The organism is Heliomicrobium undosum (genome assembly GCF_009877425.1).
GTDB classification, from domain to species: domain Bacteria; phylum Bacillota; class Desulfitobacteriia; order Heliobacteriales; family Heliobacteriaceae; genus Heliomicrobium; species Heliomicrobium undosum.
Genome location: NZ_WXEY01000008.1, coordinates 105,162 through 131,415, shown reverse-complemented (window position 1 = coordinate 131,415; position 26,254 = coordinate 105,162). Strand labels below are relative to the sequence as shown.

The following is a 26,254-nucleotide window of genomic DNA, read 5'->3' as shown; positions in this document are numbered from 1 at the left end:
TCTTGCTATTGTTGAAGCGTTACCGATTCTTAAATTGTGCTTAACCTGTATGTGCTATATAATGAAAAAGATATTATTAGTCTTTGTATGAATCCCTGCGGACATTACCGCTGGTTACAGCAGAAAAAACCGGCGGAGACGGAACGGAGATGGCGGAAGAAAACGGAGGAGGGATCGGTGTGTCTTGGCTGAACAAACTGAAGATCTCCAATAAGTTGCTCGTATACACCCTTTTCGTCTTAGGGTTTCTCATCGTCATGGGCGGTGTGAACTATTACTTCCTCTCCCTGATCACCCGGGACGCTCAGGAGATGTACAGAGACCGGCTGCTGCCTGTGGAGTGGATGGGCGAAGTCCGCGCCCTCGCCCGGGACAACGAAGCGAAGATGTGGGAAATCATCATTACCCGCGACGGGGAACTGAAGAAAACACTCGTCCAGGGGATTGATAAGAACACAGCCGTCATCAATGACTTGCAGGAGAGATACAAACAAACCAGGCTTGACGACTTTGAGATACAAAAGATGGCCGAGTTGGAAACGTCGCTGGGATACACGAGAAGTGTCCGTAAAATGGTGATCCAACTGGCTCTTGAGGGAAGGACGGAAGAGGCGACAGCTGTTTTTCGGGGAAATCAGTTTGAGTTTACCAAGGTCATTTCGATGCGACAGGAGATAGCCGAACACAACCAGCAGGTCGCAGAAGGCCTGTATCACGAGATTGAAAAATTGACCAATCAGACCAACATCACCGTCATCATCACGACGGCCCTGCTGATGCTCGTCTGTTACCTGATCGGCTCGTTGATCACCCGGTCCCTAACCGCTCCGATCAGCGAGTTGCAGATGTGCATGACCCGTGTGGGCGCTGGCGATTTGACGGCTTACGGCAATGTCCGTTCGACCGATGAAGTCGGTCAGATGACCGCGACTTTTAACCAGATGGTGGGCAATCAAGCCGATACGGTCGGCATGATCCGCGAAGCCGCCGAAAATCTAGCGGCGAGTTCGCAGGAATTGGCGGCGTCGAGCGAAGAGGTGTCCGCCTCCATCCAGGAAATCGCCAACAATATCCACTCGGTTACCGATGAGACGGAGCAGGGTAACCAAGCGATCGTGGACGCCTCTTCGGTCCTGCTGGAACTGTCTTCCCTGATCCAGATCGCCCGCACCCAGGCGCAGAAGGCCTCGGAAAACTCGCATGTCATGATCGAAGCGGCCGACACGGGCAAGGAGACTGTCGCCGAAACGATCGGACGGATGCGCAGAATCAAGGAAAAGACCGTGGAAACAGAAGAGATCATGAGCACCCTAGGGGAGTATTCGAAGCAGATCCGGACGATTTCCGACATGATCACGGGGATCGCCGAGCAAACGAACCTGCTGGCCTTCAACGCCTCCATTGAAGCCGCCCGCGCCGGGGAGGCGGGACGCGGTTTCGCTGTCGTCGCCGATGAGGTGCGGAAGTTGGCCGAACAGTCCAACAAGGGCGCCTGGGAGGTCAGCCAACTGATCGGTAAAATCACCGAGAGCACGACTGCAGCCGTAGCCGCCACGGTGCAAAGCCGCGAAGAGGCAGACGCCGGTGTGATCGTCGTGCAGAAGGCCGGCAAAGCCCTGGAAAACATCCTCGATGCGGTCCGACATACGGAGCAGGCCGTGCAGAACATCGTCAGCGTGACGGCAGAGAATGTGGCGAGTTCCGACAAGATTGTGAAACTCATTGATTCCGTTGCGACAGCCATTGAAAATGTCAATATACATATCCATGAGGTATCGGCGGCTGTGGAGGAGACGACGGCGGCCATGGAGACGATCGCCGCCGGGTCGGAGGAGACGAGCGCCGTCGCCAACGAACTGATGAACTCCATCCACCGCTTCAAAATCGAAAACGATGGCAGCCTGACGTCGGTGCAGATCCTGACCAAGGCGAAATCGGACCACCTGCTCTGGAAACTTCGCATCGAAAACATGCTAAAGGGCGTCATCGAGATCCAACCGGACGAGGTCAACTCCCACCAGGAATGCCGCCTGGGCCGGTGGTACTTCGGCGACAATGCCTTAAAAGGCGATCCTGACTTCATCGCCATGGATGGGCCGCACCACAAGGTCCACGACTGCGCCGTCAAGGCCGTCATCGCCTTCCACGCCGGCAACCGCGCCGAGGCGGAGCGCCAGTACAAGGAATTAGAGCAGAATTCCGAGATGGTGCTGGGGCTGCTGGATCGGTTGATCGAGAAGGTGGGTCGGTGAGATAACGGCTTTTCTGAAATATCTACGTAAGACATTGAAGTGACCAAGCCCGTGGCTCTTTTCATGGAGACCACGGGCTTGCTGCTATTTTTCGAACTCGGGAACGAATTCTGTTACTGCAACTTGCTCCCGGGATCCATCGGCCGGTCGCCGGCGCGGTCATACTTTTGATCCATCAAGTGTCCCATGCCACGGACCAGGGTGTCGTCTTCGAGGACACTGTAGAGGTGGTAGCCCAGATCCTCCCGATCTTTCAGCACCTCCTCCAATACCTCTACTGTTCCGAAATCCTTCAGTTCATGCGCCCGGGTGATCTGCCGCCGCATCATCTCCTGGATCTTCAGTTCATGCTCCAGGTCGTTGCGGATGAAGTCGCGAACGGTATAGCGGCCTTCCACCTCATGCTTGATGTAGGACAGTTCATGCTGGGTGACGGGGTGGGCCGTGGGGACGCCGCCGAGGCGGGTGACCCGTTCGCCGATCATGTCGATATGATCGTTCGTCTTTTCCCGGTGTTCGTTCAGCAGTTCGTGGAGGCTCAGAAAAGCCTCGGCGCCTTCGGTCATCCAGTGGTGCTTGTTGTACTGGTGCAAGGCAATGGTCAGGGCGCACTGGTGGTCGTCGAGCATCAGGGCCATTTCCAGGCGCACCTCATAGGGGAGGCCGATCCCGGCGCCGATTTTTTTGACGGTGCGCGGCTCCTGCCGCAGGATCATGGCGTGGTGGGTCCCGTGGCCGGGCATTTGGGGGTTAAACCCGGAGGCGTTCAGGTTGAAGTTGCCGTGAAAGTTGCGCATCCCCGTCATGACTGCGTTGATATCCTGGGGAACCTGGTTGTTCACCGGGGTGTAGGGCTGCATGGGGTGCATGGGTGGAACTCCTCCTTCAAATTTGTTCTTGTTTGTTCTTGAATGCGTGATTCCTTTTGACTGGTTGCTTTTTTGGCCCCTGTCTAGCTTTGGCTTTATTTTCACCCTGTTCAGCCGAACTATGTAGGAAATGGTGGTTCAATGGCGTAATGGGGCAATGGAGCAGAAACGGGTTGGAGCCCGTAGCAGCCTGAACGGTATTGACGAACCGGCAGGACCGGGATACAATGCAATTAACAAGACAATCAAGGGGTCGCGCGACTGGCGGAAGTGGAGTTCACCACAGGGAGCGCGGCTGATAAGAAAACATGCCGACCGCCTGGGCAATCGATGTCCGGGCGGTTTTTGCTTTTTAAAAAACGAAAGCCCGCCCGACATCGATGGATGCATTGCATCCTCAAAAACTTTTGATGTCGGGAGGGGTTTGGTTATGTCAGTTATGGAACAGATCCATCAGCAATTTAAAGGGTTCACCTTTAAGCAAGATATCGAACGGGTGAAAGAGAATCCGGAAACCTTTGCGGAGAAGCAGCAGGGCGTGTTGCATCCCTGGGCGGATTTTCGTGGCAATCGCTGGCGCGAATCGATCGATGTGCGCCAGTTCATTCAAGATAACTACCGGCCCTACAGCGGTGACGCCGCTTTTTTGGCTGGACTGAGGGAACGGACGCGGGCGCTCTGGTCAAAAGTTTCTGAACTGATGCGGCAGGAGCGGGAGCGGGGCGGCGTCCTTGATGTGGATACGGAGACGATCGGGGGCATCGGCGCCCACGGCCCCGGCTATATCGACAAGGACCTGGAACGCATCGTGGGCTTGCAGACGGACGCGCCGTTGAAAAGGGCCGTCCTCCCCAGGGGCGGGATCCGCATGACCCGCCAGGCTTGCGAGGCCTACGGCTATTCGCTGGATCCCCGCATAGAGGAGATCTACACCCACCACCGCAAGACCCACAACCAGGCTGTCATGGAAGCCTACACACCGGAGATGCGCCAGGTCCGGCGGCTCGGCCTGATCACGGGGTTGCCTGACGCCTACGGGCGCGGCCGGATCATCGGCGACTACCGCCGCGTCGCTCTTTACGGCGTGGACCGCTTGATTGAAACGAAACGGGCGGAATTGGATGCTGTGGGCGCTTCCGGGATGGATGAAGAAGCGATCCGGCTGCGGGAGGAACTGGGCGAGCAGATAGCCGCTTTGACGGAGATGGCTGACATGGCCGCCGCCTACGGCTATGACATCCGCCGTCCCGCCGCCGATGGCCGGGAGGCGATCCAGTGGCTCTACTTCGCTTACCTAGCGGCGGTGCAGGAGCAAAACGGCGCCGCCATGAGCATCGGCCGCGTCTCCACCTTCCTCGACATCTACCTGGAACGGGACCTGCGGCGGGGAACCCTGACCGAGGAAGCCGCCCAGGAACTGATGGATGACTTCGTGATCAAATTGCGCATGGTGCGCTTTCTCCGCCCGCCTGCCTACAACGAACTGTTTAGCGGCGATCCGACCTGGGTGACCGAGAGTGTCGGCGGCATGGGCCTTGACGGACGGACGCTGGTGACCAAAAACAGCTACCGCATCCTGTACAGCCTGCATAACCTCGGCCCGGCGCCGGAACCGAACCTGACCGTCCTCTGGTCGGAACAGTTGCCGGAAAACTTCAAGCGCTTCTGCGCGGACCTGTCCATCGTCACCTCGGCGATCCAGTATGAGAACGACGACCTGATGCGCCCCTACTGGGGGGACGATTACGGCATCGCCTGCTGCGTGTCGGCCATGCGCCTGGGTAAGCAGATGCAGTTTTTCGGCGCCAGGGCCAACTTGGCCAAGGCCTTGCTCTATGCCATCAACGGCGGGCGCGATGAAAAGACGGGGGAGCAGGTCGGTCCGCGCCTGGCCCCTATCGAGGGCGACATCCTCGACTACGATGCGGTGATGGACCGCTTCGACGCCTTCCTCGGCTGGACGGCGCGGCTCTATATGGACATGCTCAACATCATCCATGCCATGCATGACCGCTACGCCTACGAGCGCGCACAGATGGCGCTCCATGACCGCGACATGCTGCGCACGATGGCCTGCGGCCTCGCCGGGCTGGCTGTTGTCGCTGATTCCCTGTCGGCGATCAAGCATGCCCGTGTGCGCGTCATCCGCAATGAGACCGGCCTGGCTGTCGGCTACGAGGTCGAGGGCGACTACCCCGCCTATGGCAATGACGACGCCAGGGCCGACGCCATCGCCGTCGACGTGGTCCAGCGGTTCATGGAGAAGCTGCGCCGCTGCAAGGCCTACCGCGGCGCTGTGCCGACCTTGAGCGTGCTGACGATCACCTCGAACATCGTCTACGGCAAAAAGACGGGCGCCACGCCGGACGGCCGCAAGGCCGGCGAAGCCTTCCCGCCGGGGGCCAACCCCGTCTACGGGCGCGACCGCCGGGGCGCGCTGGCGGCGCTGAACTCGGTAGCCAAACTGCCTTATGGCGACTGCCAGGACGGCATCTCCTACACCTTTTCGATCATTCCGCAAGCCCTGGGGACTACCTCGGAAGAGCGTCGGGCCAACCTGACGTCCGTTGTCGACGGCTTTTTCCAGCAAGGCGGCCATCACATCAACGTGAATGTCTTAGACCGGGAGACGCTCCTCGACGCCATGGACCACCCGGAAAAGTACCCCCAGTTGACGGTTCGCGTCTCCGGTTACGCCGTCAATTTCATCAAGCTGACGCGGGAACAGCAACTTGACGTGATCCGGCGCACCTTCTTTGAGCGGGTGTAGGAGGTGGATGGGATGAGCGTTACAATGCCTTTTCATCAGGGGCGGCAAACAGCACTAGAAACGGCTCCAAGAACTTCCTCCGAATCTTTGACAGCAACGAGGCGCGTTTATGGCCGTATTCATTCTGTCGAGACCTGCGGAGCCGTCGACGGCCCCGGCCTCCGCTATGTCCTCTTCTTGAGCGGCTGCCCGCTGCGCTGCCTCTACTGCCACAACTGTGACACCTGGGACCCGGCGTCAGGCCGGCTGCAGTCCGTCGACGAGGTGATGGCCGACATCCGGCGTTACCGGCCCTATTTTCGCGCCTCCGGCGGCGGCCTCACCGTCTCCGGCGGCGAACCAGCCATGCAGGCCGACTTTGTGGCCGCTCTTTTCCAGGCTTGCCGGGAAGAGGGGATCCGTACCTGCCTGGACACCTCCGGTTATTGTGAGCGGGAGGCGGCGGAACGTTTTTTGCCCTACACGGACCTGGTCCTGCTCGACATCAAGCAGATCGACCCATTCCATCACCGCCGGTTGACCGGGGTGGGCAACGCCAAGATCCTGGCCTTTGCGCAATTGCTGGCGGAGCGGGAGATTCCGGTCTGGATCCGCCATGTGCTTGTTCCGGGGTATACGGATAGCGAAGAAGACCTGGACGGCTTGTGCCGGTTTGCGGCCTCGATGGGGAATGTGCAGCGGTTGACCTTCCTGCCTTTTCATCGTCTGGGCAGCGAGAAGCGGCGTGAGATGGGGATTGAGGATCCGCTGGCAGGCGTGGAACCGCCGGAGCGTGAAGGGATGGAGCGGGCCTGGGACGCAGCGAGGCGTTATGGTGTGAACACAGACGGGTCATACTAATGCCCGGAGGTGGCGACATTGCGCTTAATCGCCCGCTTTATGAACAAGGAACAGGTCAGCGCCCTCGTGGACACCCTCAGAAACGGCGGCTTCGACCGGAAGGATATGATCATCAGCAATCTCTGGGAGGAGCAGGCCTTCGACAACTTTGCCGAGGCTGCCCATGATCTGCCCTTTTTGAAGACCGAGCGGGACGGTCTGGGAGAGGTGGAAACCTTCGGCGACGGCGTCGAAGGGTTGGATGATAAGGAGGGCTTCGTCGTCGCCTTCAAGATGCCGCGCCATGAGATCGACCGGGTCCGTGCGATGATGGAACAGTCGGGGGCGGTGGAGATTGTTCAAGACTGACGGAATATAGAGGCCTTTTGAATTTCCCCAGGCAAATTAAAAAGCAGAAAGACCCCGCGTACCTACAAGGAGGGCCGGGGTCTTTCGCGCTTCAGACAGCCGTAACAGGCTGACTCCCTTCGATTTTCAGAAAAAACTCTCATGACCCGTCGGGTCGCAGGCTATGATGAAAAGGACTTTTGCACAAAAAAAAGCGGCCGATAAACGGCCGTTGGGGGATAAAAGGCTTATATCGTCGGAACAAAGAGTAATTGGCTAAGTGAAGTCGCTCCTCATCAGTGATGAGTGGTGATATTTATTATTCCCCCTACTGGTTCCCGAATCCTCTTTTTTTGATGAATGTATATTTTGGTATTTTTCTGACGAATTATTCCAGATCGTGTTTTTGCCACAGTCGTTCGATATCGCGAATCACGTTTTCCAGATGGGTGACCATGGCGGCTCGCGCGGCTTCCGGGGCGCCGCGCCGGATGGCGTCGAAAATCTTCCGGTGATCGGCCATGATACCGTCGTAGACCTCACGGCGGATCTCTTCGAGGGTGAGGGAGTAGCGTCCCGACTGGTAAATCAGTTCAAGCGCCTTTTCAAGAACAGGATTGCGGCAGGCGCGGGCCAGGGCTTTATGAAAGGCGATGTCCTGGTCAAAAGCCAGGCGCCCCTGTGCGCACAGCCGCTCCTGCTCGCGCAGGATCTGTTCCATTTCGGCCACCTCGTCCGGTGTGATCGACTGGGCGGCGATGGCAGTGATTTCTCCCTCGATGGCCCTGCGGGCCACCATCATATCGAGCAGGGTCTTTTTTCTCTCCTTGCTCAGCGCGTCGACCAGTTCCATGCTGAGAGAGGACTGCTCCAAGCGCTGGTTCAAGGCGATGAGACGCTTTTTTCCTGCGTCGGTCAGCCGGCGTCCCTGAAATCCCTGGCGCACGGTGTAACCCTTATCGTCCAGGTCTTTCAGTAGCCGACCGACGGTAGCTTCGCTCATTTCCAGGCCGCGCCGGGCGGCTTCCGCGCGGATGCTGCCGGAACCGACCGGCTCAGGGCTTTCTTGGATCACGGATAGTATGGCCTGTTCCTGCGCTTCTTTGTGAGAGAGCATTAATTTGCCCCGTTGTCTTTCAGGGAACCGGCCTTGCTGAAGGGATAAACCTTCGCCACGGCCTCGCCGAGGATGTTTTTTTCGGGAACGGTCCCGAAGTAGCGGCTGTCGAAGCTGTTGTCTCGGTTGTCGCCCATGAGGAAGTATTCGCCTGCCGGGACTGTCAAGGGGCCGAAACTGCCGGAGAAGGGCGCTTTGATATAAGGTTCTTCCAGCAATTGATCGTCGATGTAGACGTGACCCCTGCGCACCTCCACCGTTTCGCCGGGAAGGCCGATGACGCGCTTGATCAGCACATCATCCTTTTTAGCCGCCGCGGGAGGGTCGAAGGTGACGATGTCTCCCCGTTCGTACTGGTGATGCATGCGATCGATGATCACCACGTCATTGACCTGGAGGGTGGGGAGCATGGATTCGCTGGGGATGTACCTGGCCTCGCCGACCTGGGTCCGGATGAGAAGAGACAGGACAATGGCGATGGCGAAAGGCAGCAGATATTCTCGCAGCCAAGAAAAGGTTGTTTTCATGTTTCATCAACTCCTTGGCGATGGTTGATAGTCCATGATAGCGGGGACGATTGTCTGATTGCCAAGATCCATGCCTCAAAACACGTTGATTATACCATGACCGCAAAGAGAATAGATTACGCCGTGACGAAGCAAAAAGTGCAAGGGCGACATGAAAAAAGGGCGAACCAATTTTTGCCTCCCTCCATATAGTACAGTATAACTGACCGAGAGGGGGGTAAACCGCCATGAGTCGAAGAAGATGCCGTCGCCGCCGCCGTGTGAGAGTCATCAATCTACGACCCGGTCAAACTGCTGTCGTCCGTTGCCGCTGTTGCTGCAACGACTAGCTTTCGGTCACGCCGTCGCGCTCTAGAGGCGCGGCGGTTTTTTCGTTTTCTCTCTCGGCGCGCCAGGCTTCCAACTCGGCCATTTCCTCTCTGAGCAGGTCATCGGCGCCGGCCAGGTCTTCCAGGTGGTGGCAAAGCTCGTGGAGGATCGTCTCGTACAGTTCATCCTCCCAGACCTCGGATGGCTCCTCGGCAAAACATCCCGCAAAAGAGCCGTGGTAGATGTTGATCCAGTGACCGAGATACTCATCGAAGAAACACTCGCCCAGGATAAAAAAACCCTCATCATCCTGGATGGTGTCCGGTTGGATATGGATTCCGCCGTTGAGACGGCGAAGGAATTTTTCCGGGATCTGGGCGATCATCTCTTCGGCCAGATCGGCGAAGCGGTCGATATCGAAGGGGATGGACATGGCGGACGCCTCCTTGGTGTTTGCTATCTCTCATTATTTTTTTACGCTGACGCTTTTTTCACCTTCTGCTAGGGAGAAAAGAGCCGATTTCTTTTTCACGCCTGGATTTTAGCGTACAAGGATGTTGAAAAAGCGTTTATACTTTTCATGGGACGATCTGAGATGGAACCTATGCCCCGTCTCTGAATTTCGCCTGCAATTCGTCGGAAGCAGCAAAATAGAATTCGGTGTGCGATAATGGAATCGAGCGCCGATGCGGCTTCGATAACGCCCGGTAGGAAATGGATGGTTTGAACGATGAATAACCGGCATACGGCCACGCTGGTCCTCCTGATTGCCCTGGCGGGCTTTCTGGTCAGCACCCCCTTTGAAGATACCTTTTTCGGCGGCCTCGTTGCCAGCGGTTGCAGCGCCGCCTTGATCGGCGGGTTGGCCGACTGGTTCGCTGTGACGGCCCTCTTTCGCCGTCCCCTCGGCATCCCCTGGCGAACCGCCATCATCCCCCGCAACCGGGAGCGGATCTTCGAGGCCCTCGTATCGATGGTGAAAGAGGAACTGCTTTCCCGGGAGACGCTGAAAGAGCAGTTGAACCGGTACGACCTGACGGAACCCATCTTCGCGCACCTGCTTGGGGAGGGGCGGAAGGCGGAACAGCCTCTGGGCGATATGCTGGCCGGCATGTCGACGCTGCTCCGGGATCGGAAGGTGAAGGACGTCTTGGAAGAGGCGGCCCGCTCGCTGCTCTCGGGACTGCCCCTGTGGCCTGTGCTGGCGGACAGTGTGGAATGGGCCCTTGACAGCGGCAAGGCGGGGCGGCTCATCGATGTGGCCGTCGGGGAGTTGGAGACCCTTGTCCGCCACCCCCTGGTCAAAGGGGAACTGGCTCGTCTTGTCCGGGAGACCCGCAGCGCCTACGAATCGGGGATGCGCCGCCGTCGCTTTTTTGATGATCTCGTCATTGGACTTGCCGGCAAGACGCCGGAGACGCAACTGGTCGACAGCGCCGCCGCCTTTCTGGACGGATTCCGCAAAACCGGCGACCCGCAGCGGTTGCGCTTGGAGGCGCAGATCCGCCGATGGGTCGATGAACTGCGTTCCGACCCGCAGCGGCAGCGCGAGGTGGAGGCCTGGAAGGCGACGTTGATTCAGCGCCTGGAACTGGGTCCCCTGTTGACGGAACTGCTGGAGGATCAAACGGGGCGCTCCGGCGATGATCACCCGCGGTGGTTGAAGCTCTTGCGCAGCCGCCTGGAACGGCTGTTGACGGAACTGCGCCATGATCGGGAACGAAGGCAGGCCCTCGATGAGATGTTGAAGGTCCATCTCTTCCGCTGGATCGACGAACGCCATGAGGAGATCGGCAAACTGGTGCAGGAGAACCTGCAGTCGATCAGTGACGAAAAACTGGTGGAACTGATTGAATCGAAGGCAGGCAATGACCTGCAGATGATCCGGATCAACGGGGCGGTCGTGGGCGGCCTGGCAGGCATGCTGCTCCACCTGGCGACCCTCTGGCTGCCGTGAGGTGATGGCATGAAGTGGAAAAAAGCGGACATCGTACTGGCCGGGGCAGCGCTGGCCTTTCTCCTTTTTACCGGCTTGCGGTGGCTCTATCCGCAGGCGCTCTGGGCGAAAATGGGCTTTTTTACGGCTGAAGCGGCTCTCGTCGGCGGCATCGCCGACTGGTTTGCCATCACAGCCCTCTTTCGCCGGCCCCTCGGCTTTCCCTGGCACACGGAACTGATCCCGCGCAACCGGCAAAAGACCATCGACGCCATCGTCAAGGTGGTGGAAGGGGATCTCCTCGGTGTTGACGTCGTCAAGGCCAAACTGGCCCATGTGCGCCTGACCGATGGACTTGTCGACTGGCTGGACCGGCAAGAGGGGAAACGGTACTTGACCGATTTCTTCGGGCACATCAGCCAGGAGGCCTTGGGCCACCTGCAGCCGAAGACGCTGGCCCGGTATGTCGAGCGACCGGTTAAGGAACGGCTCCGGCGGGTCTCCCTGGCGGCCCAGTTGACCCAGTGGGGCCGGCAAGCGCTGGAAAAGGGAGAGGAAGAGCGTTGGATCGCCCTCCTGATCGAGGAGATGCATCAGGCGGCGGCCCGGCCGGAGACGCGCGATCGGATCTACCGTTTTCTTCGTGGAGCGGAAAAAAGGCAGTCCGAGGGTTTGCTCAGCACACTGGTACTGACGACGGCGCTGCTCACGAACAGCTACAACCCCTCCCAGGCCGCCGATTCGTTGCACCGGCGACTGCTGGAGAGCTTGACGGAGATGCGGGATCCCGGGCACCCCCTGCGGGTCCGCCTGAAGGAGATCCTGATCGAAAAAACAACGGGACTGGCCGAACGGAGCGATCTGACCGAGGCGATCGAGTCCTGGAAAGAGCGGATCATCGATGAATTGCCCCTCGAGGATTGGCTGCGCGCCCTGTGGCCTTCCGGGCAGAACGCATCCAGCCTCTCCGGCTCCGCAGAAAGCGGGGCATCAGCCGCGCTGCAAGGAGCGACGCCGCGAGGATTGGCGCTGCAAGGCTCCGTGGAATCCCTTGTCCGGCGCCTGGTGGAGGATCCCTTGTTGCGGGAACGCCTCGAGGAGCGGCTCAAAGAGGCGCTCTTTACGATCATCGAAAAAGAACACCGCTTGATCGGAACCATCGTCCGCAACGTCCTCGACGCCTTCACCAACGACGATCTAAACCGGTTTATTGAAGACAAGGCCGGCAACGATCTGCAGTGGATCCGCATCAACGGGTCCGTGGTGGGCGCTATCGTGGGGCTTGTCCTTTTTCTGTTCCTGCAATACCTGTACCATCCGCTGATCCTTCCCTTGACGCAAGGGCAGTAGCAAAATATATTCGCTTCTGGAAGGAAACTGCCTTCAGTGGATAGAAATAGAAATAGTAAGCCACAAATTCCTTGAACGTGTACGGGTGAGACAGGGGGCAGCCGATTGGAAAGGACAGAGAAAAATTCGCGAGGGACGCCGCCGACGCCAGGGATCGCAAGAGGCATCCCCTGGATCTTCGGCGCCGTTTTTTTCTGGCTGTTTGTCACCGCCATGGTTCCCCTGGAAGTCAAGGAGCGAATGAACGCCGGTTTTGTATTGCCGTTGCATATCATTATCGAAGGCGCCGGCATCGTTGTTTCCATGTTTGTCTTTTCAACCATCTGGCATACACGCGAAAAGGCGGCTTCCTGGTTGGTGTACGTGGGGAGTTCCTTCTGGGTGGTGGGCATGCTTGACAGCCTTCACCTGTTGACCTATCCGGGCATGGCGGCTTCCCCCTTGGCCAATGTTCAATTATACGTGCTTTTCGGGTGTCTCAGCCGGCTGCTCCTGGCGGGGGCGATGCTGACCAATCTGCTCATTTCGCCCTTGAAACGGGTTTCTTTGCGAAATAGCCTGTTCATGTTTTTATCAGCCGTGGCGCTGTTTTTTGCCATCGTTGCCTCGCTCTTTGGTTATGTGCTTCCCAATCCCCAACTGCTGAACGAACAGGACTTGACATGGCTGAGAAACGCCGTGATGGCAGCCGCCTTCGCCCTCAATCTCCTCGGCGCTTGGTTGTATTGGCAGCGGGGAAAGGATCAAAAGAGCGATCAGGGGAGACTGATCGCCGGCGGCTTGGCACTCGGCGCGTTGTCCGCATTATCTTTCTTTCTGGAGGCTTCTGTTCCCGGATTTTTTTACCTTACCACCCATCTCCTCAAGGTCCTCAGTTATGGCTTCTTTTATCAAGCCATCTTCATCCATCAAGTGAAAATTCCCTTTGAAGAGCTCGCTCGCCGGCGTTCTGAGCACCGGGCGCGTATGGTGGCCTTGATGAATGCCAGCAAAGATGGGATCGCCTTTTACACACGCAAGCATGGAGAATGGGTCTGCAACGCATCCTTCGGCGAGTTGTTCGGCATTGACGAAGAGGTGCTCCACTTTGACGACACCGATCTGTTTTACCGCGCCATTCAGGGCAAGCTTGAGGAGCCGGAAAAGGTGGCTGCCATCCTGCAACATGACTTGCAGCGAGATGCTGTCGAACGCTTGGGTCCCTGGCGCGTCTCTGTGCTATCCGAACCGGCGCGCAGCGTTGACCTCTATCTCAACCCCGTGGAAGTGGAGCGGGAGGTCCTCGGCTGGTTGCTGATCTTCCGCGATGTGACCAAGGAGACGGAGTTTCATCGCCTGCGGAGCGAGTACTTTTCCGCAGCCACCCATGAGATCCGCACCCCCCTGGCCAGCATCGACGGCTATATTGACCTGGCGCTGGAACCGGGCGTTCCGATGGAAGAACGGCGCCATTATCTCAACCAGGCCAAGTCCAACCTGAGCCGCCTGCACCAATTGGTCAGCAACATCCTCGACCTGGAAAAGCTGCAGGCCAGTCCGCCGGGACACCGCTTTGAGCCGTTGACCGTGGAGACGCTGCTCACGCCCATCGCCGATAACTACGCCATCCTCGCCGCCAAAAAGGGAGTACAGTTTCACTGTGAGATCGCGCCGGGGCTGCCGATCCTCTACGGTGATGAGATCCGCCTGGGTCAGGCGCTCAGCAACCTCCTCTCCAATGCGATCAAGTACACCCTTGCCGGAAGCTGTGGGATCCAGGCCTGCCAGCAAGAGGATAAGATCCGGATCGATGTGCGGGACACGGGGATCGGCTTGTCGGAGTTGGAGATGATCCATCTTTTCGAGCGATTCTACCGAGCTGAGAACGAAGTGACCCGCAAGACGACGGGAACGGGCCTGGGGCTTTCCATCGTCAAGGCGATCATCGAATCCCATGGCGGCGAGATCGCCGTCTCGAGCCAATTAGGACGAGGGACGACCTTTACCATCCTGCTTCCTATCGTCGATCTAAGCCAGATCGAGCCGGCGGTGCTGTGACGGACCGCCGGTTTTTTTATTTTAAAGAGATGCGGACTTTCCCTTTGCGCCGAGGGAAGGTATACTATTATAATGTGGCATTATGCCATTTTGGGAATTGACCCTCGACTTTGATTTTCCCTCGCTTTTACTGTACACAAGCAATGATATTTTGGAGGAATGGATCATATGTCCACGACGGCGACGGAACTGCAAACAGAAGTCCAGCGGCGCCGCACCTTCGCCATCATCTCCCACCCTGACGCGGGGAAGACGACCTTGACGGAAAAGTTGCTCCTCTACGGCGGCGCCATCCGCCTGGCAGGCACGGTCAAGGCCCGCAAAGCGGCGAAGCATGCCGTCTCGGACTGGATGGAGATCGAGAAGCAGCGGGGCATTTCGGTCACGTCGAGTGTCCTGCAGTTTGATTATGACGGCTATCGCGTCAATATCCTGGATACCCCCGGTCACCAGGACTTCAGCGAAGACACCTACCGCACCCTGATGGCCACCGACAGCGCTGTCATGGTCATCGATGTGGCCAAAGGCGTTGAGGATCAGACGAAAAAACTGTTCCATGTCTGCCGGCAGCGGGGCATCCCCATCTTCACCTTCGTCAACAAGCTGGACCGGCACGGCAAGAGCCCCTTTGAGCTAATGGAAGAGATCGAGAACGTGCTGGGCATCCGCGCCTACCCAATGAACTGGCCCGTCGGCGTCGATGGCAACTACAAAGGCGTCTACAACCGCCGCCTGGCCCAGATCGAGCTCTTTGAGAGCGGCGGCGCCCATGGGCAGTGGGTGATGCCCTCCACCATCGGCAGCGCCGAAGACCCGGCCTTCGCCGAACTGCTCGGGACCGACGTCCACAACCAGTTGATCGAGGACATCGAACTGCTCGACATGGCTGGCGATCAGTTCGACATCGAAAAGGTGCTCAAGGGCGAACTGACGCCCATGTTCTTCGGCAGCGCCCTGACCAATTTTGGCGTCCGCCCCTTCCTGGAAGAGTTTTTGCAACTGGCGCCGGCACCGCTGGCCCGGCGTTCCGTCGATGGCTTGGTCGCCCCTGACGATGAGGGCTTTACGGCTTTCGTGTTCAAGATCCAGGCCAATATGAACCCGACCCACCGCGACCGCATTGCCTTCATCCGCATCTGCTCGGGCAAGTTTGCCCGCGGCATGAGCGTCAAACACGTCCCCTCCGGCAAGAGCGTCAAGCTGGCCCAGCCGCAGCAGTTCATGGCCCAGGAGCGGGTGATCATTGATGAGGCCTACCCCGGCGATGTCATCGGCCTTTTCGACCCTGGCGTCTTCGGCATCGGCGACACCCTCTGCGTGGAAGGAAAGAACTTTCAATTTGAGGACTTTCCCGTCTTCCCGCCGGAGCACTTCGCCCGGGTGCAACCCAAAGACACAATGAAACGCAAGCAGTTTGTCAAGGGGATGACCCAGTTGACCCAGGAGGGAGCCGTTCAGGTTTTCCGGCAGCCGGAGATCGGCGTCGAGTCTTTCGTCGTCGGGGCCGTCGGCGTGCTGCAGATGGAGGTCCTCGAATACCGGCTCAAACAGGAGTACGGCGTCGACATCCTCATGCAGCACCTGCCTTTCAGCGTCGCCCGCTGGCTCGATGGGTACGACCCCGGCAAACCGGTCAAGGGCCTCGACAGCGGCATGGTGATCCGCGACGGCAAGGAGCGTCCGGTGGCCCTCTTCCGCAACGAATGGTCGGTCCGCTGGGCCGTTGAGCAAAACCCGCAGATCAGGTTTCTGACGGTGCCGGAGCGATGAATCCCCGCTCTATTGGTCCCAAAGGCGCGGCCCTCCTGGCGCTGGTCGTCGTGGGCGCGCTGCTGTTTGGCACCGAGCCGGGACGGCGGATCGTCGACCTGGTGACCCTTACTGACTTGGATGAACTGACGGCAGTTCTTCGTTCCTACGGATGGGCCGCCTGGTTTGCCGGTTTTCTGATCATGACCGTGCAAACCCTGATCGGCGTCATTCCGGCAGTCTTTTTGCTGGGCGCGCTGGTCATTGTCTTCGGCTGGGGCCCCGGCCTCTTCATCGGCTGGAGCGGCGAGATCGCCGGATCGGCGGTGGCCTTTGTGCTTTTCCGTTACTTCGGGCGCGGTCCTGTCGCCCGCTGGCTGGCGAAACACCGGCGTTTTTCCGAGTGGGACGAATGGACGGCCCGCCATGGGTTCAGCAGCATTTTTCTCGTCCGCCTGGCCCCCTTTGTCCCCTCGGGCGCCGTCAACCTGGCGGCCGCCGTCAGTTCCGTGGGATTCGTCCCCTTTATCTTGGGAACGGCCCTCGGCAAGATCCCCACGATCCTCTTGGAGACCGTTGTCGGCCACGACATGTGGAATCCGGTGGAAAACGCCAGCCGATTGGCGCTGGCTGTGATCGCGCTGGGGCTCTTGGCGATTATCATCAAACGATTTCGTTAGCGGAGGATGGGCGATGCCCTCCTCCTTCTTTTTTCCTATAACAAAGTTTGCGCTTTCTCCCGTTTCAACAACAGGCGGTCATTGTACCTGACTTTGGCAGTAGCTATAATGGAAATGGACAAAAGACTGTGTGAGTAAGGCTTCGGCCGTAAGCCCACGGTCTAAGGGGGCGAACCCGGATTGAATTTTTCATTTACAACCGAATCGACCTTTGAGGCGGTCGATCAGTCGATCAAAGCGGTGATGACAGACATCCGGGAAAAGGGGCCGGGCATCAGCGGCAAGCAGGTCTTTGCCGTTGACTTCGCCCTACGGGAACTGCTCAATAACGCCGTTGAACATGGAAACAAGATGGATCCTGCCAAACAGGTGCGTTGTCATCTCTTTCTTGACGAAAAGTCGGTTAGCCTGGATGTTTGGGACGAGGGGAAAGGATTCTGTCTGGAAAAAGCCGTTGATGATGACGTGTTGCAGGACCTGATGCGGGAAAGAAACCGCGGTCTGGAGATCATCGGACTGATGGGCTTTTCCATTACCGTTACCGGCAACCATGTGGCGGCCCAGTTGGTTTGGACCGATCTGGATCGGCCACAGCGGGGCGCCCTTCGTCAGGAATAAAGCGATTCCAGTTGAAAAGGAGGGGAGCGTTCCGATGCGATTCGAAAAAGAGGGAGATCGGTTGATCTTGCTGATTGACACCGATCTCACCGCCAACCGTGTCAAGGAAATCGTCGATGAGGCCAAGCGCCGCGTGGCCCAGCAAGGTGAATACGATAAACTTGTCATTGATTTGACCCGGGTGCAGTATATCGACTCCACGGGTATTTCTTTTATCATCGGTCTCTATAAATCGACATGCGGCAACGGCAAAAACTTTCGGCTCACGGGGCTCAACGAGGATCTACTGGGATTGTTCCGGCTCATGAAGTTGGACAAGATATTTGACATGTCAGCAGCCGGATAAGGGGTGGGCGGCAGTTGCAGAATCTCGAATTTATCAGGGAGTTCGTTGAGGAAGCCGCATCCCATCTGGAGACCGTGGAAAACGGCCTGCTCTTGCTTGGCGAGGGCCGGCAGGAACGGGATACCATTCACAGCATCTTCCGGGCTGTTCACAGCATCAAGGGGACGGCAGGCTTTTTCGCGTTGCGCAATATCGTCGAACTCACCCATGTGATGGAAAACCTGCTTGGGGAGGCGCGCAACGGCAAGTTGGACGTCGACGGAGACATGGTCGACGCCCTGCTGGCAGCCAACGACTGTCTGAAGGCGATGGTCGGCGATGTGGAAAACAGCGAATCGGCGGACATCGCTCCCCACGTCAGGGCGCTCGAGTTATTCCTGAAGGGAAAGGATCGTCCGCCTGCCGAGCCGGCGCCGTCGATCATCGTCACCGACGCCAAACAAAACGAGGTGGCCCTGGAGGAAAAGGAAAAGACCGTCATCACGGACGCCCTTAAGCACGGGCACCGCTTGTACAAGATCCGGCTCAATCTCGTCGAAAACGTCAGCGCAAGTGTCTCGCCGGTGGTGTTCTTTCGCAAGATATCGTCCATCGGGCAGATCATCGATTCCTATACCGATATCAGCGATGTGGGCGGCCTCGATGACTTCCTTGACGCCGGCCTCAACTTTGTCTTCCTCTTTACTACGGTCCTCGAAAAGAAGTTGATCGCCCTCGCTCTGGATATTCCGGAAGAACATATCGAGGAGTTGGATGTGAACACCAAACTGGAGGAACTGGCTCAGATCCTCCGGGGAGGAATGGGGGAGACGGAGACTGCTCCTGTGCGATCATCCACGATGACGTCGCCACCGGCGGCAGGGCAGTCGCCGGCGCAATCGCCTGCGTCCGCGCAGCTGACATCTCAGGCGTCCATTGAGGCATCCGTCCAAGGAACGAACCAGCAATCAGGGGTACATAACGGGACAGCAGGAGAAGCGTTGCCGGCGGGACGGGAGACGGGACTGTCGGCGGAAGAAGGTATCGACGCCGCGAAGAAAGCGGCGGCCATCGCCGACGATACGGTGCGCGTCCATGTTTCCCTGCTCAACGACCTGCTCAACCTGGCAAGCGAGATGGTGCTGGGCCGCAATCAACTCCTGCGCTGCCTCGAAAGCCACCGCAAACAGATCCCCGGCCTCGGCGGCATCCTGCAGAACATCGACAACATCACAACAGAACTGCAGGAAAAGATCATGCAGACCCGTATGCAGCCGGTGGCGAAAATTTTCAATAAGTTCCCGCGGATCATCCGCGAACTCTCCAAAAAGCTCGGCAAGGACATTGACTTACATATGGAAGGGACCGAGGTGGAACTCGACAAGTCGATCATCGAGGCCCTCGCCGATCCCCTCACCCACCTGATCCGCAACGCCGCCGATCATGGCATCGAGATGCCTGAAAAACGAGAAGCTCTGGGCAAACCGAAAACAGGGACCATCCATCTCAAGGCCTACCATGAAGGCGGGCGCGTCAACATCGACATCGCCGATGACGGCGGCGGCATCCGGTCGGAGAAGATCAAGGCGAAAGCCCTGGAAAAAGGGCTGATCAAACCGCACCAGGCAGAGGGCCTTGCCGAACGAGAAACGCTGAACCTGCTCTTCCTCCCCGGGTTTTCCACAGCCGATCAGATCACCGACGTTTCCGGACGCGGCGTCGGCATGGATGTCGTCAAGACGAACATCGAACGCCTCGGCGGCAGCATTGATATCTTCACCCAGCCGGAGAGGGGAACCACCTTCCGGTTGACCTTGCCCCTCACCCTCGCCATCATCCCCTCCCTGATTGTGGAGGTGGCAGGCCAGAAGTTCGCCCTTCCCCAGACGAACCTGCAGGAGATGGTGCGGATCAAGCCGGGCGACGCCAACCGGAGGATCGAGCGCTTCCATGACGCCCAGGTGCTCCGTTTGCGCGGGCGGCTGCTGCCGGTCATTCACCTGGGCCAGGTCCTGGGCTTGCGCCGCGAAGCCATCGATACGAGCGCCGTTGTTCGCGTCCTCGTCCTCAAGATCGGCGCCAAGCGATACGGTCTCGCCGTTGACCGGATCCATGACGGTGAAGAGATCCTCGTCAAGCCGCTCCCGCGCCACCTCGGCGAATGCGCCTGCTACTCCGGCGTCACCATCCTGGGGGACGGGAAGACGGCCATGATCCTCGATCCTGATGGCATCGCCGCCAAGGCGAACCTGCGCTTCCTAGAGGAACAAGGGCAGCGGGACGCAAGAGAGCAGGCAGCCGCCGATATGGCCGAGGTGCAAAACCTGCTGCTCTTCCAGTGCTCCGGTCCGGAGACCTTCAGCATTGACCTCTCCCTGATCGCCCGCATCGAGCCGATCCAGGCCCACCATATCGAACGGGTCGGCGACAAGGAGTTCATCCAGTTTCGCGGCGACTCGCTCCGCGTCATTCAGCCGGAGCAATACCTCCCCGTCAACAGCGGGGGCGCGCGCCCCGAAAAGCTCTATGTCCTCATCCCGAAACTGGTCCGCTACCCCATGGGCATCCTGATCCACCGCATCCACGACATTGTCCAGACACGGGTTCGCTTCAATCAGGAGAACATCAAAGCCAAAGGCATCATGGGTACCACAATCCTGCAAAACCGCATCGTCCTCGTCGTCAATATCTTTGAACTCTTCGAATCGGCTGCGCCGGAGCACTATGCCGTCGCCGAGCGCCGGCAAGGGAGCGGGCAGCAGCGGACGATCCTCTTGGTGGAGGACACCCCCTTTTTCAGCAGAATGGAAAAAAGTTACCTGGAATGGGCCGGCTACCGGGTGCTGTCGGCTGGCAACGGGAAAGAGGCGTTGACCATCCTGGCCGCCCAGCCGGTCGATGCGGTCGTCTCCGACATCCAGATGCCGGTGATGGACGGCTTCGAACTGGCACGGCGCATCAGAGCTGATAAGAATCTCGCTCATCTCCCTGTGATCGCCGTCACCTCTATGACCGATGAGGGCAGCCGGCGCCAGGGGAGAGAGGCCGGATTCGATGACTACGAGACGAAGCTCGACAAGGACCGCATGCTCGATGCGCTGGAAAAAGTCCTGGCTCGCAGAAGGGAGGCCCAATGAGCGGAAAAGTGCTCACCTTTTACCTCGACGGCGCCTTGTTCGGCCTGGACATCCACACGGTCAAGGAGATCCAGCGCAACGTCGAGTGCACGCCGATCCCGGACTCGCCGCTCCATATCGTCGGCCTCTTCAATATGCGCGGACAGGTGGTGACCCTGCTCAACCTGGCCCGTCTGTTGAAAATCGGCGGCATAAGCGAACAAGAACGCTTTGTGTGCATCGTGTTAAAGCCCCGGGCAGGCATGACAGACCTGATCGGCTTTCCCATCGATCGTCCCGGAGCTGTCGTAGACATCGACCCGGACAGCGCGGAACAGCCACCGGCAAATATGGACGGCGATTTGACGCGATTTGTCAAGGAAGTGGTCAAGCTGCAGAACGAACTGTTGATGGTGCTTGATCCAGATGTCATCTACCAGATGTAAAACACATGAAAAGCGGAAAGGGGAGGAGCCTTGTCCATGCAATGGTTTCAAAACCTGAGAATTGGGACGAAACTGTTAAGCAGTTTCTTTATCATCGCCTGTATCGCCGGAATGATCGGCATTCAAGGTTACTTAAAAATAAACGAATTAAACAGAGCGGACATGGACTTATATGTTACAAATACGGAGCCCCTGCATGATATCTCCGACGTTGCCGTTATATATCAGCGCACGCGCGTTGAATTGCGCAACGCCATGCTGAGCAAAGACCCTCTGGAAAAACGGCGCAGCGTCGATAAAATCAAAGAATTGGATAAAAAAATGGTTGCCAGTCTAGCCGAGTTTGAAAAAACGCTAAAAGCGGATGAAATCAAGCGCGAAGCGCAGAAGCTTCATCAAGCCATCGATCGCTGGCAACCGATGTACGAACGTATCGTGCAATTTTCTTTATCGGGACAGGATGACCAGGCGATGGCCCTGATTTACGGTGAGGGGGCTATCCTGGTAAGAGAAATTGATGAGTCGATCGAGCGTCTTATCGACATGAAGGTCGACCAGGCGAAAGAGAAGGCCGAAAATAACCAGCAGGTCGGCCACGAGGCCACGAATTTCATGTTAACCCTCGCCGCGCTGGGCATGGTGATGGCCATTGCCCTGGGCATCTACGTATCCCGCCTGATCACACGCCCCGTCCAACAAGTCCAGGCGCTGATGGCCCTTGCCGAAAAAGGCGATTTGACCGTTCGCGGAGAGGCGCTGTCGAAGGACGAGACAGGGAAACTGACGGCCTCCTTCAACCAGTTGCTTACCCGCTTCCAGGCCATGATCGGCGAGATCTATCAGAATTCCTTGTCTTTGAGCCAGGCCTCCCAGGGCCTGCTGAACACGGCTACCACCATGGCCGCCTCCAGTGAAGAGATGAGCGCCAAGACGAGCGTCGTCAGCGCCGCCACCACCCAGATCACGACGAGCATCGACGGCACAGCCAGCGCCGCCGGCGACGCCAGCCGGAACATCAATGTCATCGCCTCCGCCGTGGAAGAGATGTCCGGCACGGTGCGCAACCTGGCTGCCGCCTCTGAGGAGATCTCGGCCAGCGTCGAACAAGTCAGCGGCGTCATCGACCAGATCTCCGGCGGGATCAACAATGTCTCCCATTCGGCCACCGATGTCTCCGGCGCAGTCAACACCGTCGCCACCGCCGTCAAGGAGATCAACATCTCCCTCCATGAGGTCAGCCGCAGTTGCGAGCGGTCGAAGGACATCACCGGCGACGCCGGCGAGAAGGCCCGCGAGACAAACGTGATCATCAGCAAGTTGAACAACTCATCGAAACAGATCGGCAAGATCATCAATGTGATCAACGATATCGCCGAACAGACAAACATGCTGGCCCTCAACGCCGCCATCGAGGCCGCTGGCGCCGGCGAGGCCGGCCGCGGTTTCGCCGTCGTGGCCAACGAGGTGAAGGAGTTGGCCAAACAGACGGCCGAGGCCACCGACGAGATTAGCCAGCAGATTGAGGCCATGCAGGACAACATGTCCGGCGCCGTCAAAGCGGTCGAAGCAATCACCCAGGTCGTCCGGGAGATCATGGATATCACCAACACGATCGCTTCCGCCGTGACGGAACAGTCGGCCATTACCGGCGAGATCTCTAAGTCTATCGTGGCGGCGGCCGAACGGGTCAACGCCATCACTCGCGAGATCGGCGATCTGGCTGTCAACGCCCAGCATGCCGCCCGCAGCGGCAACGAGGCGTCGAAGGGTGTCCAGGAGATCGCCCGCTCCGCTCAGGAACTGGCCGGCGCGGCCAACGAGGTGGCCCATAACACGGAAAACGCCTCGGAAAAGGTGAGCGAAGTGGCTCGCTCCGCTGTTGAGGTGTCCAAAGGGGCCAACGAGATCACCCAGAGCATCCACGAAATCAGCATGGCCTCCGGCGAGACGGCCTCCGGCGCCGAAGCGACGAGCAGCTCTGCCCAGCAACTGTCGGAAATGTCTCGGGCCATGGAAGCCCTCGTCAAGCAGTTTAAGATTTGATCGCAAAGGAGCGCCTCTTGGAAAAGCTGAAGGTTCTCATCGCCGAAGACACCCTGGTGTACCGGAAAATCCTCGCCCGCGCCGTCGAGAGCACCGGACTGGCCGCCGTCGAATGTACGGCCTCCAACGGCCTGCTCGCCATGGAACGGCTGCAACAGCACCGGATCGACGTGGTTCTCCTGGATGTGCATATGCCGGAACTCGACGGCCTGGAGACATTGGCGCGGATCAGCAGGGAACACCGAGAACTGCCGGTGATCATGATCAGCGGCGGCGGCTCCGATTCAGCGGCGACGACGATGAAGGCCCTCAGCGTCGGCGCCTTGGACTTCATCGTAAAACCGGCCGAGACGGACGCCGACAAAAGCATGGATCGGCTCAGGTCTCAACTGCAGGCATTGTTCACCCAGATCCACATGGGGAAACTGACTTCTGGCAAGCGCGATGCCGCGCCGGTCCGAAAGGCCCAGCCGGTCAACGACGTCCATCTTCGTACCTCCGAAACGCAGAGATCGCCGGCGCCGGTGGCGCGGCCCCCTGAGTCATGCGCACAACCGCCTGCGACTCCCCCTGCACAACCGGCTGCGCAACCGGCCGGGCAACGAAAAAGCGCTGCTGCGCCGGAAGCGCCGGGAGGCACGCAATCGTCGAAAAAGAGGGCGATGACAGGCGTCGATCTGGTGGTCATCGCCTCCTCCACCGGCGGACCGGTGGCTTTGGAAAAGGTCCTATTCCCGCTTCCAGCCGCTTTTTCCAAACCGATTCTCGTGGTGCAACACATGCCAGCCGATTTCACCCGCATCCTCGCCCACACGCTGGGCCGGAAATGCGCCCTGCCGGTGGCGGAAGCCGGCGAGGGAGAGGTCATCGCGCCGGGCCGTATCCTCATCGCCCCCGGCGGGACTCATATGACCGTCGCCTCCCAGGGCAAGGAAAAAGTCGTGAAACTGGAAAAGGGGCCGCTGGTCAACGGCGTTCGTCCCGCCGCCGACGTGCTCTTCGCCTCCCTGGCCAAAGAGTGGGCGGGGCAACGGATCCTGGCGATCATCCTGACAGGGATGGGTAGCGACGGGATGCGTGGCGTGACAGAACTGAAAAAGCGCTGTGACTGCTACTGTCTCGCCCAGAGCGAAAAGACCTGTGTCGTCTACGGCATGCCGCGCAGCGTCGTCGAGGCAGGGCTGGCCGATGAGGTGGTTGACATCGCCGACATCTCCGCTCGTCTCACTCGCATCGTCTCGGGGGGATTGTGAACCCATGAGCGTTTCACAGGATATGAAAGGCTTCCGGCTGATGCAGCAGTACATCGAGCGGGAATGCGGCATCCATCTGGATGACGACAAAGCCTACCTGATCGAAGGTCGGTTGGGTAAATTGCTCGCCGAGTCGGGCGCACGGGACTTTGAGGAGTTTTACCATTTATTGTACAAAAGCCGTGATCGCCGCATGGCTGAAAAGGTTATCGACGCCATCACGACGAATGAGACCATGTGGTTTCGCGACAAGACACCTTGGCGCATCCTCGAAGACCTGCTTTTGCCCCGCTTTGTGGAGGAACTGCGCGCCGGGAAGCGGTTGCGCATCCGCATCTGGAGCGCTGCCGCTTCGACAGGCCAGGAAGCGTACTCGACGGCCATGTGCATCGACCGGTACCTCAAGGACAAGGCCGTCGCCGGCATCTCCCTGGACCGGTTCGAGATCATCGCCACCGATATCTCCCCGGCGGTGCTACAGGTGGCCCGTTCGGGCAAATACGATAGTATCTCCATCCTGCGCGGCCTGGAAGCCGCCTATAAGGACCGCTACTTTCAAAAAGAGGGGCGCGTCTGGTCCATCGACGAGCGGATCCGCAAGGCCGTCCGTTTTGAGCGATTCAACCTGCAGGATCCTTATCATCTGCTAGGGAGTTTTGATGTCATCTTTTGTCGCTATGTAGCCATCTATTTTTCCGAGATGTTGAAGCGCGATGTCTTCACACGGATGGCCGGGCAAATGAATCCAGGCGGGGTGCTCTTCCTCGGCGGTTCCGAGATCTTTACTGAGTACGGGGAGCGCTTTCAGCGCAAGGACCATCAGGGTGGAATCTACTATCTTGTCAAGAGGGAGCCATGATGAAATTCTTATCTGTCGATGACTCCGCCATCATCCGGAAAATCATCCGCGCCGCCGCAGAGGTGCTTGAATGCGAACTCCTGGAGGCGTCGGAAGGGGCGGAAGCGCTGGCTATCCTGGAAGCGCATCCGGATGTGAATCTGATCCTGTTGGATTGGAACATGCCGGGGATGAACGGGTGGGAGTTTCTTCAGGCGATCAAGAATCATCCCCACTACAAGTACATCCCCGTCATGATGGTGACCACCGAGGGGGAGCGGGAAAACATCGTCCGCGCCATCCGCGCCGGCGCCATCCACTACTTGGTCAAACCGTTCACCATGGAGGATCTGCTGAAAAAGATCCTTGAGTGTCTGGGGAGGGGAGAACTATAAACAGCCTTCGCGATTCCCTGGCCGGCGCTGTCGCCGAGGTGCTGCGCACGATGGCGGGATTGGCCGTGGAAGAAAGGGCCTGTCCGATTCAAGACCGCCCTGTCAGTGACTTTACCGGCGCCATGATGATCATCGGACGGCGAACGGCGATGGTCGCTATCGGCCTGACCCGCGAAGCGGCGACGGTCACTGTCTCCCAGATGACGGGGCTTGCGCCGGAGGAATTGTCGGAGGCAGATCTGGCTGATGGGGTGGCGGAACTGGTCAACATCGTCGCCGGGAGCGGCAAGTCGGGCCTGGTGGGGACTGAGGAGCACTACCGGATCACCTTGCCCTTCGTCATGGTCGGTCAGAACCGCTATATCCTGTACAAAAACAAGGCCGTCGACCGCTGTCTGCGCTTCTTCACCGGTGATGTTGAGCTCATCTTGGAAATCGCATATTTGGAGGGATAATC

Annotated in this window: 22 protein-coding genes and 1 riboswitch; of the genes, 18 read left to right on the top strand and 4 right to left on the bottom strand. The window is 58.6% G+C overall.

Going from position 1 to position 26,254, the window contains the following annotated elements; genetic code table 11:
- Window positions 1–179: 179 nt before the first annotated feature.
- Window positions 180–2,252, top strand: coding sequence for a methyl-accepting chemotaxis protein (locus GTO91_RS09670; protein WP_161258358.1), 2,073 nt, complete (start codon window positions 180–182; stop codon window positions 2,250–2,252).
- A 113-nt stretch (window positions 2,253–2,365) separates the two neighbouring features.
- On the opposite strand, the gene GTO91_RS09665 is transcribed toward GTO91_RS09670, so the two are convergent.
- Window positions 2,366–3,121 carry a Dps family protein gene (locus GTO91_RS09665; RefSeq protein WP_235919446.1) on the bottom strand — a complete coding sequence of 252 codons (756 nt, stop codon included), beginning with the start codon at window positions 3,119–3,121 and terminating at the stop codon, window positions 2,366–2,368.
- A 247-nt stretch (window positions 3,122–3,368) separates the two neighbouring features.
- Window positions 3,369–3,453: riboswitch (ZMP/ZTP riboswitch) on the top strand.
- A 209-nt stretch (window positions 3,454–3,662) separates the two neighbouring features.
- Between GTO91_RS09665 and pflB the strand changes: the two genes are divergently transcribed.
- Genes pflB through GTO91_RS09650 form a run of 3 tightly spaced genes read left to right on the top strand, consistent with a single transcriptional unit; the run spans window position 3,663 to window position 7,079 of the window.
- A complete protein-coding gene (pflB, locus tag GTO91_RS09660; RefSeq protein WP_235919471.1) occupies window positions 3,663–5,891 on the top strand; it encodes a formate C-acetyltransferase in 2,229 nt (742 codons plus the stop codon).
- A 12-nt stretch (window positions 5,892–5,903) separates the two neighbouring features.
- Window positions 5,904–6,731: a pyruvate formate-lyase-activating protein gene (gene pflA / locus GTO91_RS09655; RefSeq protein ID WP_235919438.1), complete on the top strand. Its 828-nt coding sequence runs from the start codon at window positions 5,904–5,906 to the stop codon at window positions 6,729–6,731.
- 18 nt (window positions 6,732–6,749) lie between these two features.
- On the top strand, window positions 6,750–7,079 hold the full coding sequence (locus GTO91_RS09650; protein ID WP_161258356.1) for a hypothetical protein: 330 nt from the start codon (window positions 6,750–6,752) through the stop codon (window positions 7,077–7,079).
- Window positions 7,080–7,446: 367 nt separating this feature from the next.
- Here the strand turns inward: GTO91_RS09650 and GTO91_RS09645 are convergent, their stop codons facing one another.
- The 3 genes from GTO91_RS09645 to GTO91_RS09635 form a co-directional block, all read right to left on the bottom strand.
- Complete coding sequence (locus tag GTO91_RS09645; protein ID WP_161258354.1) at window positions 7,447–8,175, bottom strand: FCD domain-containing protein; 729 nt, start codon at window positions 8,173–8,175, stop codon at window positions 7,447–7,449.
- The gene (gene lepB, locus GTO91_RS09640) at window positions 8,175–8,702 is read right to left on the bottom strand and encodes a signal peptidase I (protein ID WP_161258352.1); all 528 of its coding nucleotides are present in this window, start codon (window positions 8,700–8,702) and stop codon (window positions 8,175–8,177) included. The genes GTO91_RS09645 and lepB overlap by 1 nt, the downstream gene beginning before the upstream one ends.
- Before the next feature lie 325 nt (window positions 8,703–9,027).
- A complete protein-coding gene (locus tag GTO91_RS09635) occupies window positions 9,028–9,444 on the bottom strand; it encodes a metallopeptidase family protein (RefSeq protein ID WP_161258350.1) in 417 nt (138 codons plus the stop codon).
- 297 nt (window positions 9,445–9,741) lie between these two features.
- Between GTO91_RS09635 and GTO91_RS09630 the strand changes: the two genes are divergently transcribed.
- The 14 genes from GTO91_RS09630 to GTO91_RS18125 all read left to right on the top strand — a co-directional run bounded on the left by GTO91_RS09630 (window position 9,742) and on the right by GTO91_RS18125 (window position 26,252).
- Window positions 9,742–10,968: a DUF445 domain-containing protein gene (locus GTO91_RS09630; protein ID WP_161258348.1), complete on the top strand. Its 1,227-nt coding sequence runs from the start codon at window positions 9,742–9,744 to the stop codon at window positions 10,966–10,968.
- 9 nt (window positions 10,969–10,977) lie between these two features.
- A complete protein-coding gene (locus GTO91_RS09625; protein ID WP_161258346.1) occupies window positions 10,978–12,297 on the top strand; it encodes a DUF445 domain-containing protein in 1,320 nt (439 codons plus the stop codon).
- A 105-nt stretch (window positions 12,298–12,402) separates the two neighbouring features.
- Window positions 12,403–14,334, top strand: a complete 1,932-nt coding sequence (locus GTO91_RS09620; protein WP_161258344.1) for an MASE3 domain-containing protein — start codon at window positions 12,403–12,405, stop codon at window positions 14,332–14,334.
- A gap of 168 nt (window positions 14,335–14,502) precedes the next feature.
- Complete coding sequence (locus GTO91_RS09615; protein ID WP_161258469.1) at window positions 14,503–16,104, top strand: peptide chain release factor 3; 1,602 nt, start codon at window positions 14,503–14,505, stop codon at window positions 16,102–16,104.
- Window positions 16,101–16,763, top strand: a complete 663-nt coding sequence (locus tag GTO91_RS09610; protein WP_161258341.1) for a TVP38/TMEM64 family protein — start codon at window positions 16,101–16,103, stop codon at window positions 16,761–16,763. The genes GTO91_RS09615 and GTO91_RS09610 overlap by 4 nt, the downstream gene beginning before the upstream one ends.
- A gap of 180 nt (window positions 16,764–16,943) precedes the next feature.
- Entirely contained in the window at window positions 16,944–17,381 is a 438-nt protein-coding gene (locus tag GTO91_RS09605; protein WP_161258338.1) for an ATP-binding protein, read from the top strand.
- A gap of 34 nt (window positions 17,382–17,415) precedes the next feature.
- On the top strand, window positions 17,416–17,727 hold the full coding sequence (locus GTO91_RS09600; protein ID WP_161258336.1) for an STAS domain-containing protein: 312 nt from the start codon (window positions 17,416–17,418) through the stop codon (window positions 17,725–17,727).
- A gap of 14 nt (window positions 17,728–17,741) precedes the next feature.
- The gene (locus GTO91_RS09595) at window positions 17,742–20,843 is read left to right on the top strand and encodes a hybrid sensor histidine kinase/response regulator (protein WP_161258333.1); all 3,102 of its coding nucleotides are present in this window, start codon (window positions 17,742–17,744) and stop codon (window positions 20,841–20,843) included.
- The gene (locus GTO91_RS09590) at window positions 20,840–21,268 is read left to right on the top strand and encodes a chemotaxis protein CheW (protein ID WP_161258329.1); all 429 of its coding nucleotides are present in this window, start codon (window positions 20,840–20,842) and stop codon (window positions 21,266–21,268) included. The genes GTO91_RS09595 and GTO91_RS09590 overlap by 4 nt, the downstream gene beginning before the upstream one ends.
- Window positions 21,269–21,304: 36 nt before the next feature.
- Window positions 21,305–23,311: a methyl-accepting chemotaxis protein gene (locus tag GTO91_RS09585; protein ID WP_161258325.1), complete on the top strand. Its 2,007-nt coding sequence runs from the start codon at window positions 21,305–21,307 to the stop codon at window positions 23,309–23,311.
- Window positions 23,308–24,564: a chemotaxis-specific protein-glutamate methyltransferase CheB gene (gene cheB, locus GTO91_RS09580; RefSeq protein WP_161258322.1), complete on the top strand. Its 1,257-nt coding sequence runs from the start codon at window positions 23,308–23,310 to the stop codon at window positions 24,562–24,564. The genes GTO91_RS09585 and cheB overlap by 4 nt, the downstream gene beginning before the upstream one ends.
- A 4-nt stretch (window positions 24,565–24,568) precedes the next feature.
- The gene (locus tag GTO91_RS09575) at window positions 24,569–25,423 is read left to right on the top strand and encodes a CheR family methyltransferase (RefSeq protein ID WP_161258319.1); all 855 of its coding nucleotides are present in this window, start codon (window positions 24,569–24,571) and stop codon (window positions 25,421–25,423) included.
- The gene (locus GTO91_RS09570; protein ID WP_161258316.1) at window positions 25,423–25,797 is read left to right on the top strand and encodes a response regulator; all 375 of its coding nucleotides are present in this window, start codon (window positions 25,423–25,425) and stop codon (window positions 25,795–25,797) included. Before GTO91_RS09575 ends, GTO91_RS09570 begins: the two co-directional genes overlap by 1 nt.
- Complete coding sequence (locus GTO91_RS18125; RefSeq protein WP_161258314.1) at window positions 25,773–26,252, top strand: chemotaxis protein CheX; 480 nt, start codon at window positions 25,773–25,775, stop codon at window positions 26,250–26,252. Before GTO91_RS09570 ends, GTO91_RS18125 begins: the two co-directional genes overlap by 25 nt.
- Window positions 26,253–26,254 lie beyond the last annotated feature (2 nt).

Excerpts from the sequence above, each read along its gene's own strand:
- GTO91_RS09665 (WP_235919446.1), bottom strand. The coding sequence starts at position 3,121 with ATGCACCCCATGCAGCCCTACACCCCGGTGAACAACCAGGTTCCCCAG.
- pflA (WP_235919438.1), top strand. The coding sequence starts at position 5,904 with ATGAGCGTTACAATGCCTTTTCATCAGGGGCGGCAAACAGCACTAGAA.
- GTO91_RS09645 (WP_161258354.1), bottom strand. The coding sequence starts at position 8,175 with ATGCTCTCTCACAAAGAAGCGCAGGAACAGGCCATACTATCCGTGATC.
- lepB (WP_161258352.1), bottom strand. The coding sequence starts at position 8,702 with ATGAAAACAACCTTTTCTTGGCTGCGAGAATATCTGCTGCCTTTCGCC.
- GTO91_RS09635 (WP_161258350.1), bottom strand. The coding sequence starts at position 9,444 with ATGTCCATCCCCTTCGATATCGACCGCTTCGCCGATCTGGCCGAAGAG.
- GTO91_RS09630 (WP_161258348.1), top strand. The coding sequence starts at position 9,742 with ATGAATAACCGGCATACGGCCACGCTGGTCCTCCTGATTGCCCTGGCG.
- GTO91_RS09625 (WP_161258346.1), top strand. The coding sequence starts at position 10,978 with ATGAAGTGGAAAAAAGCGGACATCGTACTGGCCGGGGCAGCGCTGGCC.
- GTO91_RS09615 (WP_161258469.1), top strand. The coding sequence starts at position 14,503 with ATGTCCACGACGGCGACGGAACTGCAAACAGAAGTCCAGCGGCGCCGC.
- GTO91_RS09610 (WP_161258341.1), top strand. The coding sequence starts at position 16,101 with ATGAATCCCCGCTCTATTGGTCCCAAAGGCGCGGCCCTCCTGGCGCTG.
- GTO91_RS09600 (WP_161258336.1), top strand. The coding sequence starts at position 17,416 with ATGCGATTCGAAAAAGAGGGAGATCGGTTGATCTTGCTGATTGACACC.
- GTO91_RS09590 (WP_161258329.1), top strand. The coding sequence starts at position 20,840 with ATGAGCGGAAAAGTGCTCACCTTTTACCTCGACGGCGCCTTGTTCGGC.
- GTO91_RS09585 (WP_161258325.1), top strand. The coding sequence starts at position 21,305 with ATGCAATGGTTTCAAAACCTGAGAATTGGGACGAAACTGTTAAGCAGT.
- GTO91_RS09575 (WP_161258319.1), top strand. The coding sequence starts at position 24,569 with ATGAGCGTTTCACAGGATATGAAAGGCTTCCGGCTGATGCAGCAGTAC.
- GTO91_RS09570 (WP_161258316.1), top strand. The coding sequence starts at position 25,423 with ATGAAATTCTTATCTGTCGATGACTCCGCCATCATCCGGAAAATCATC.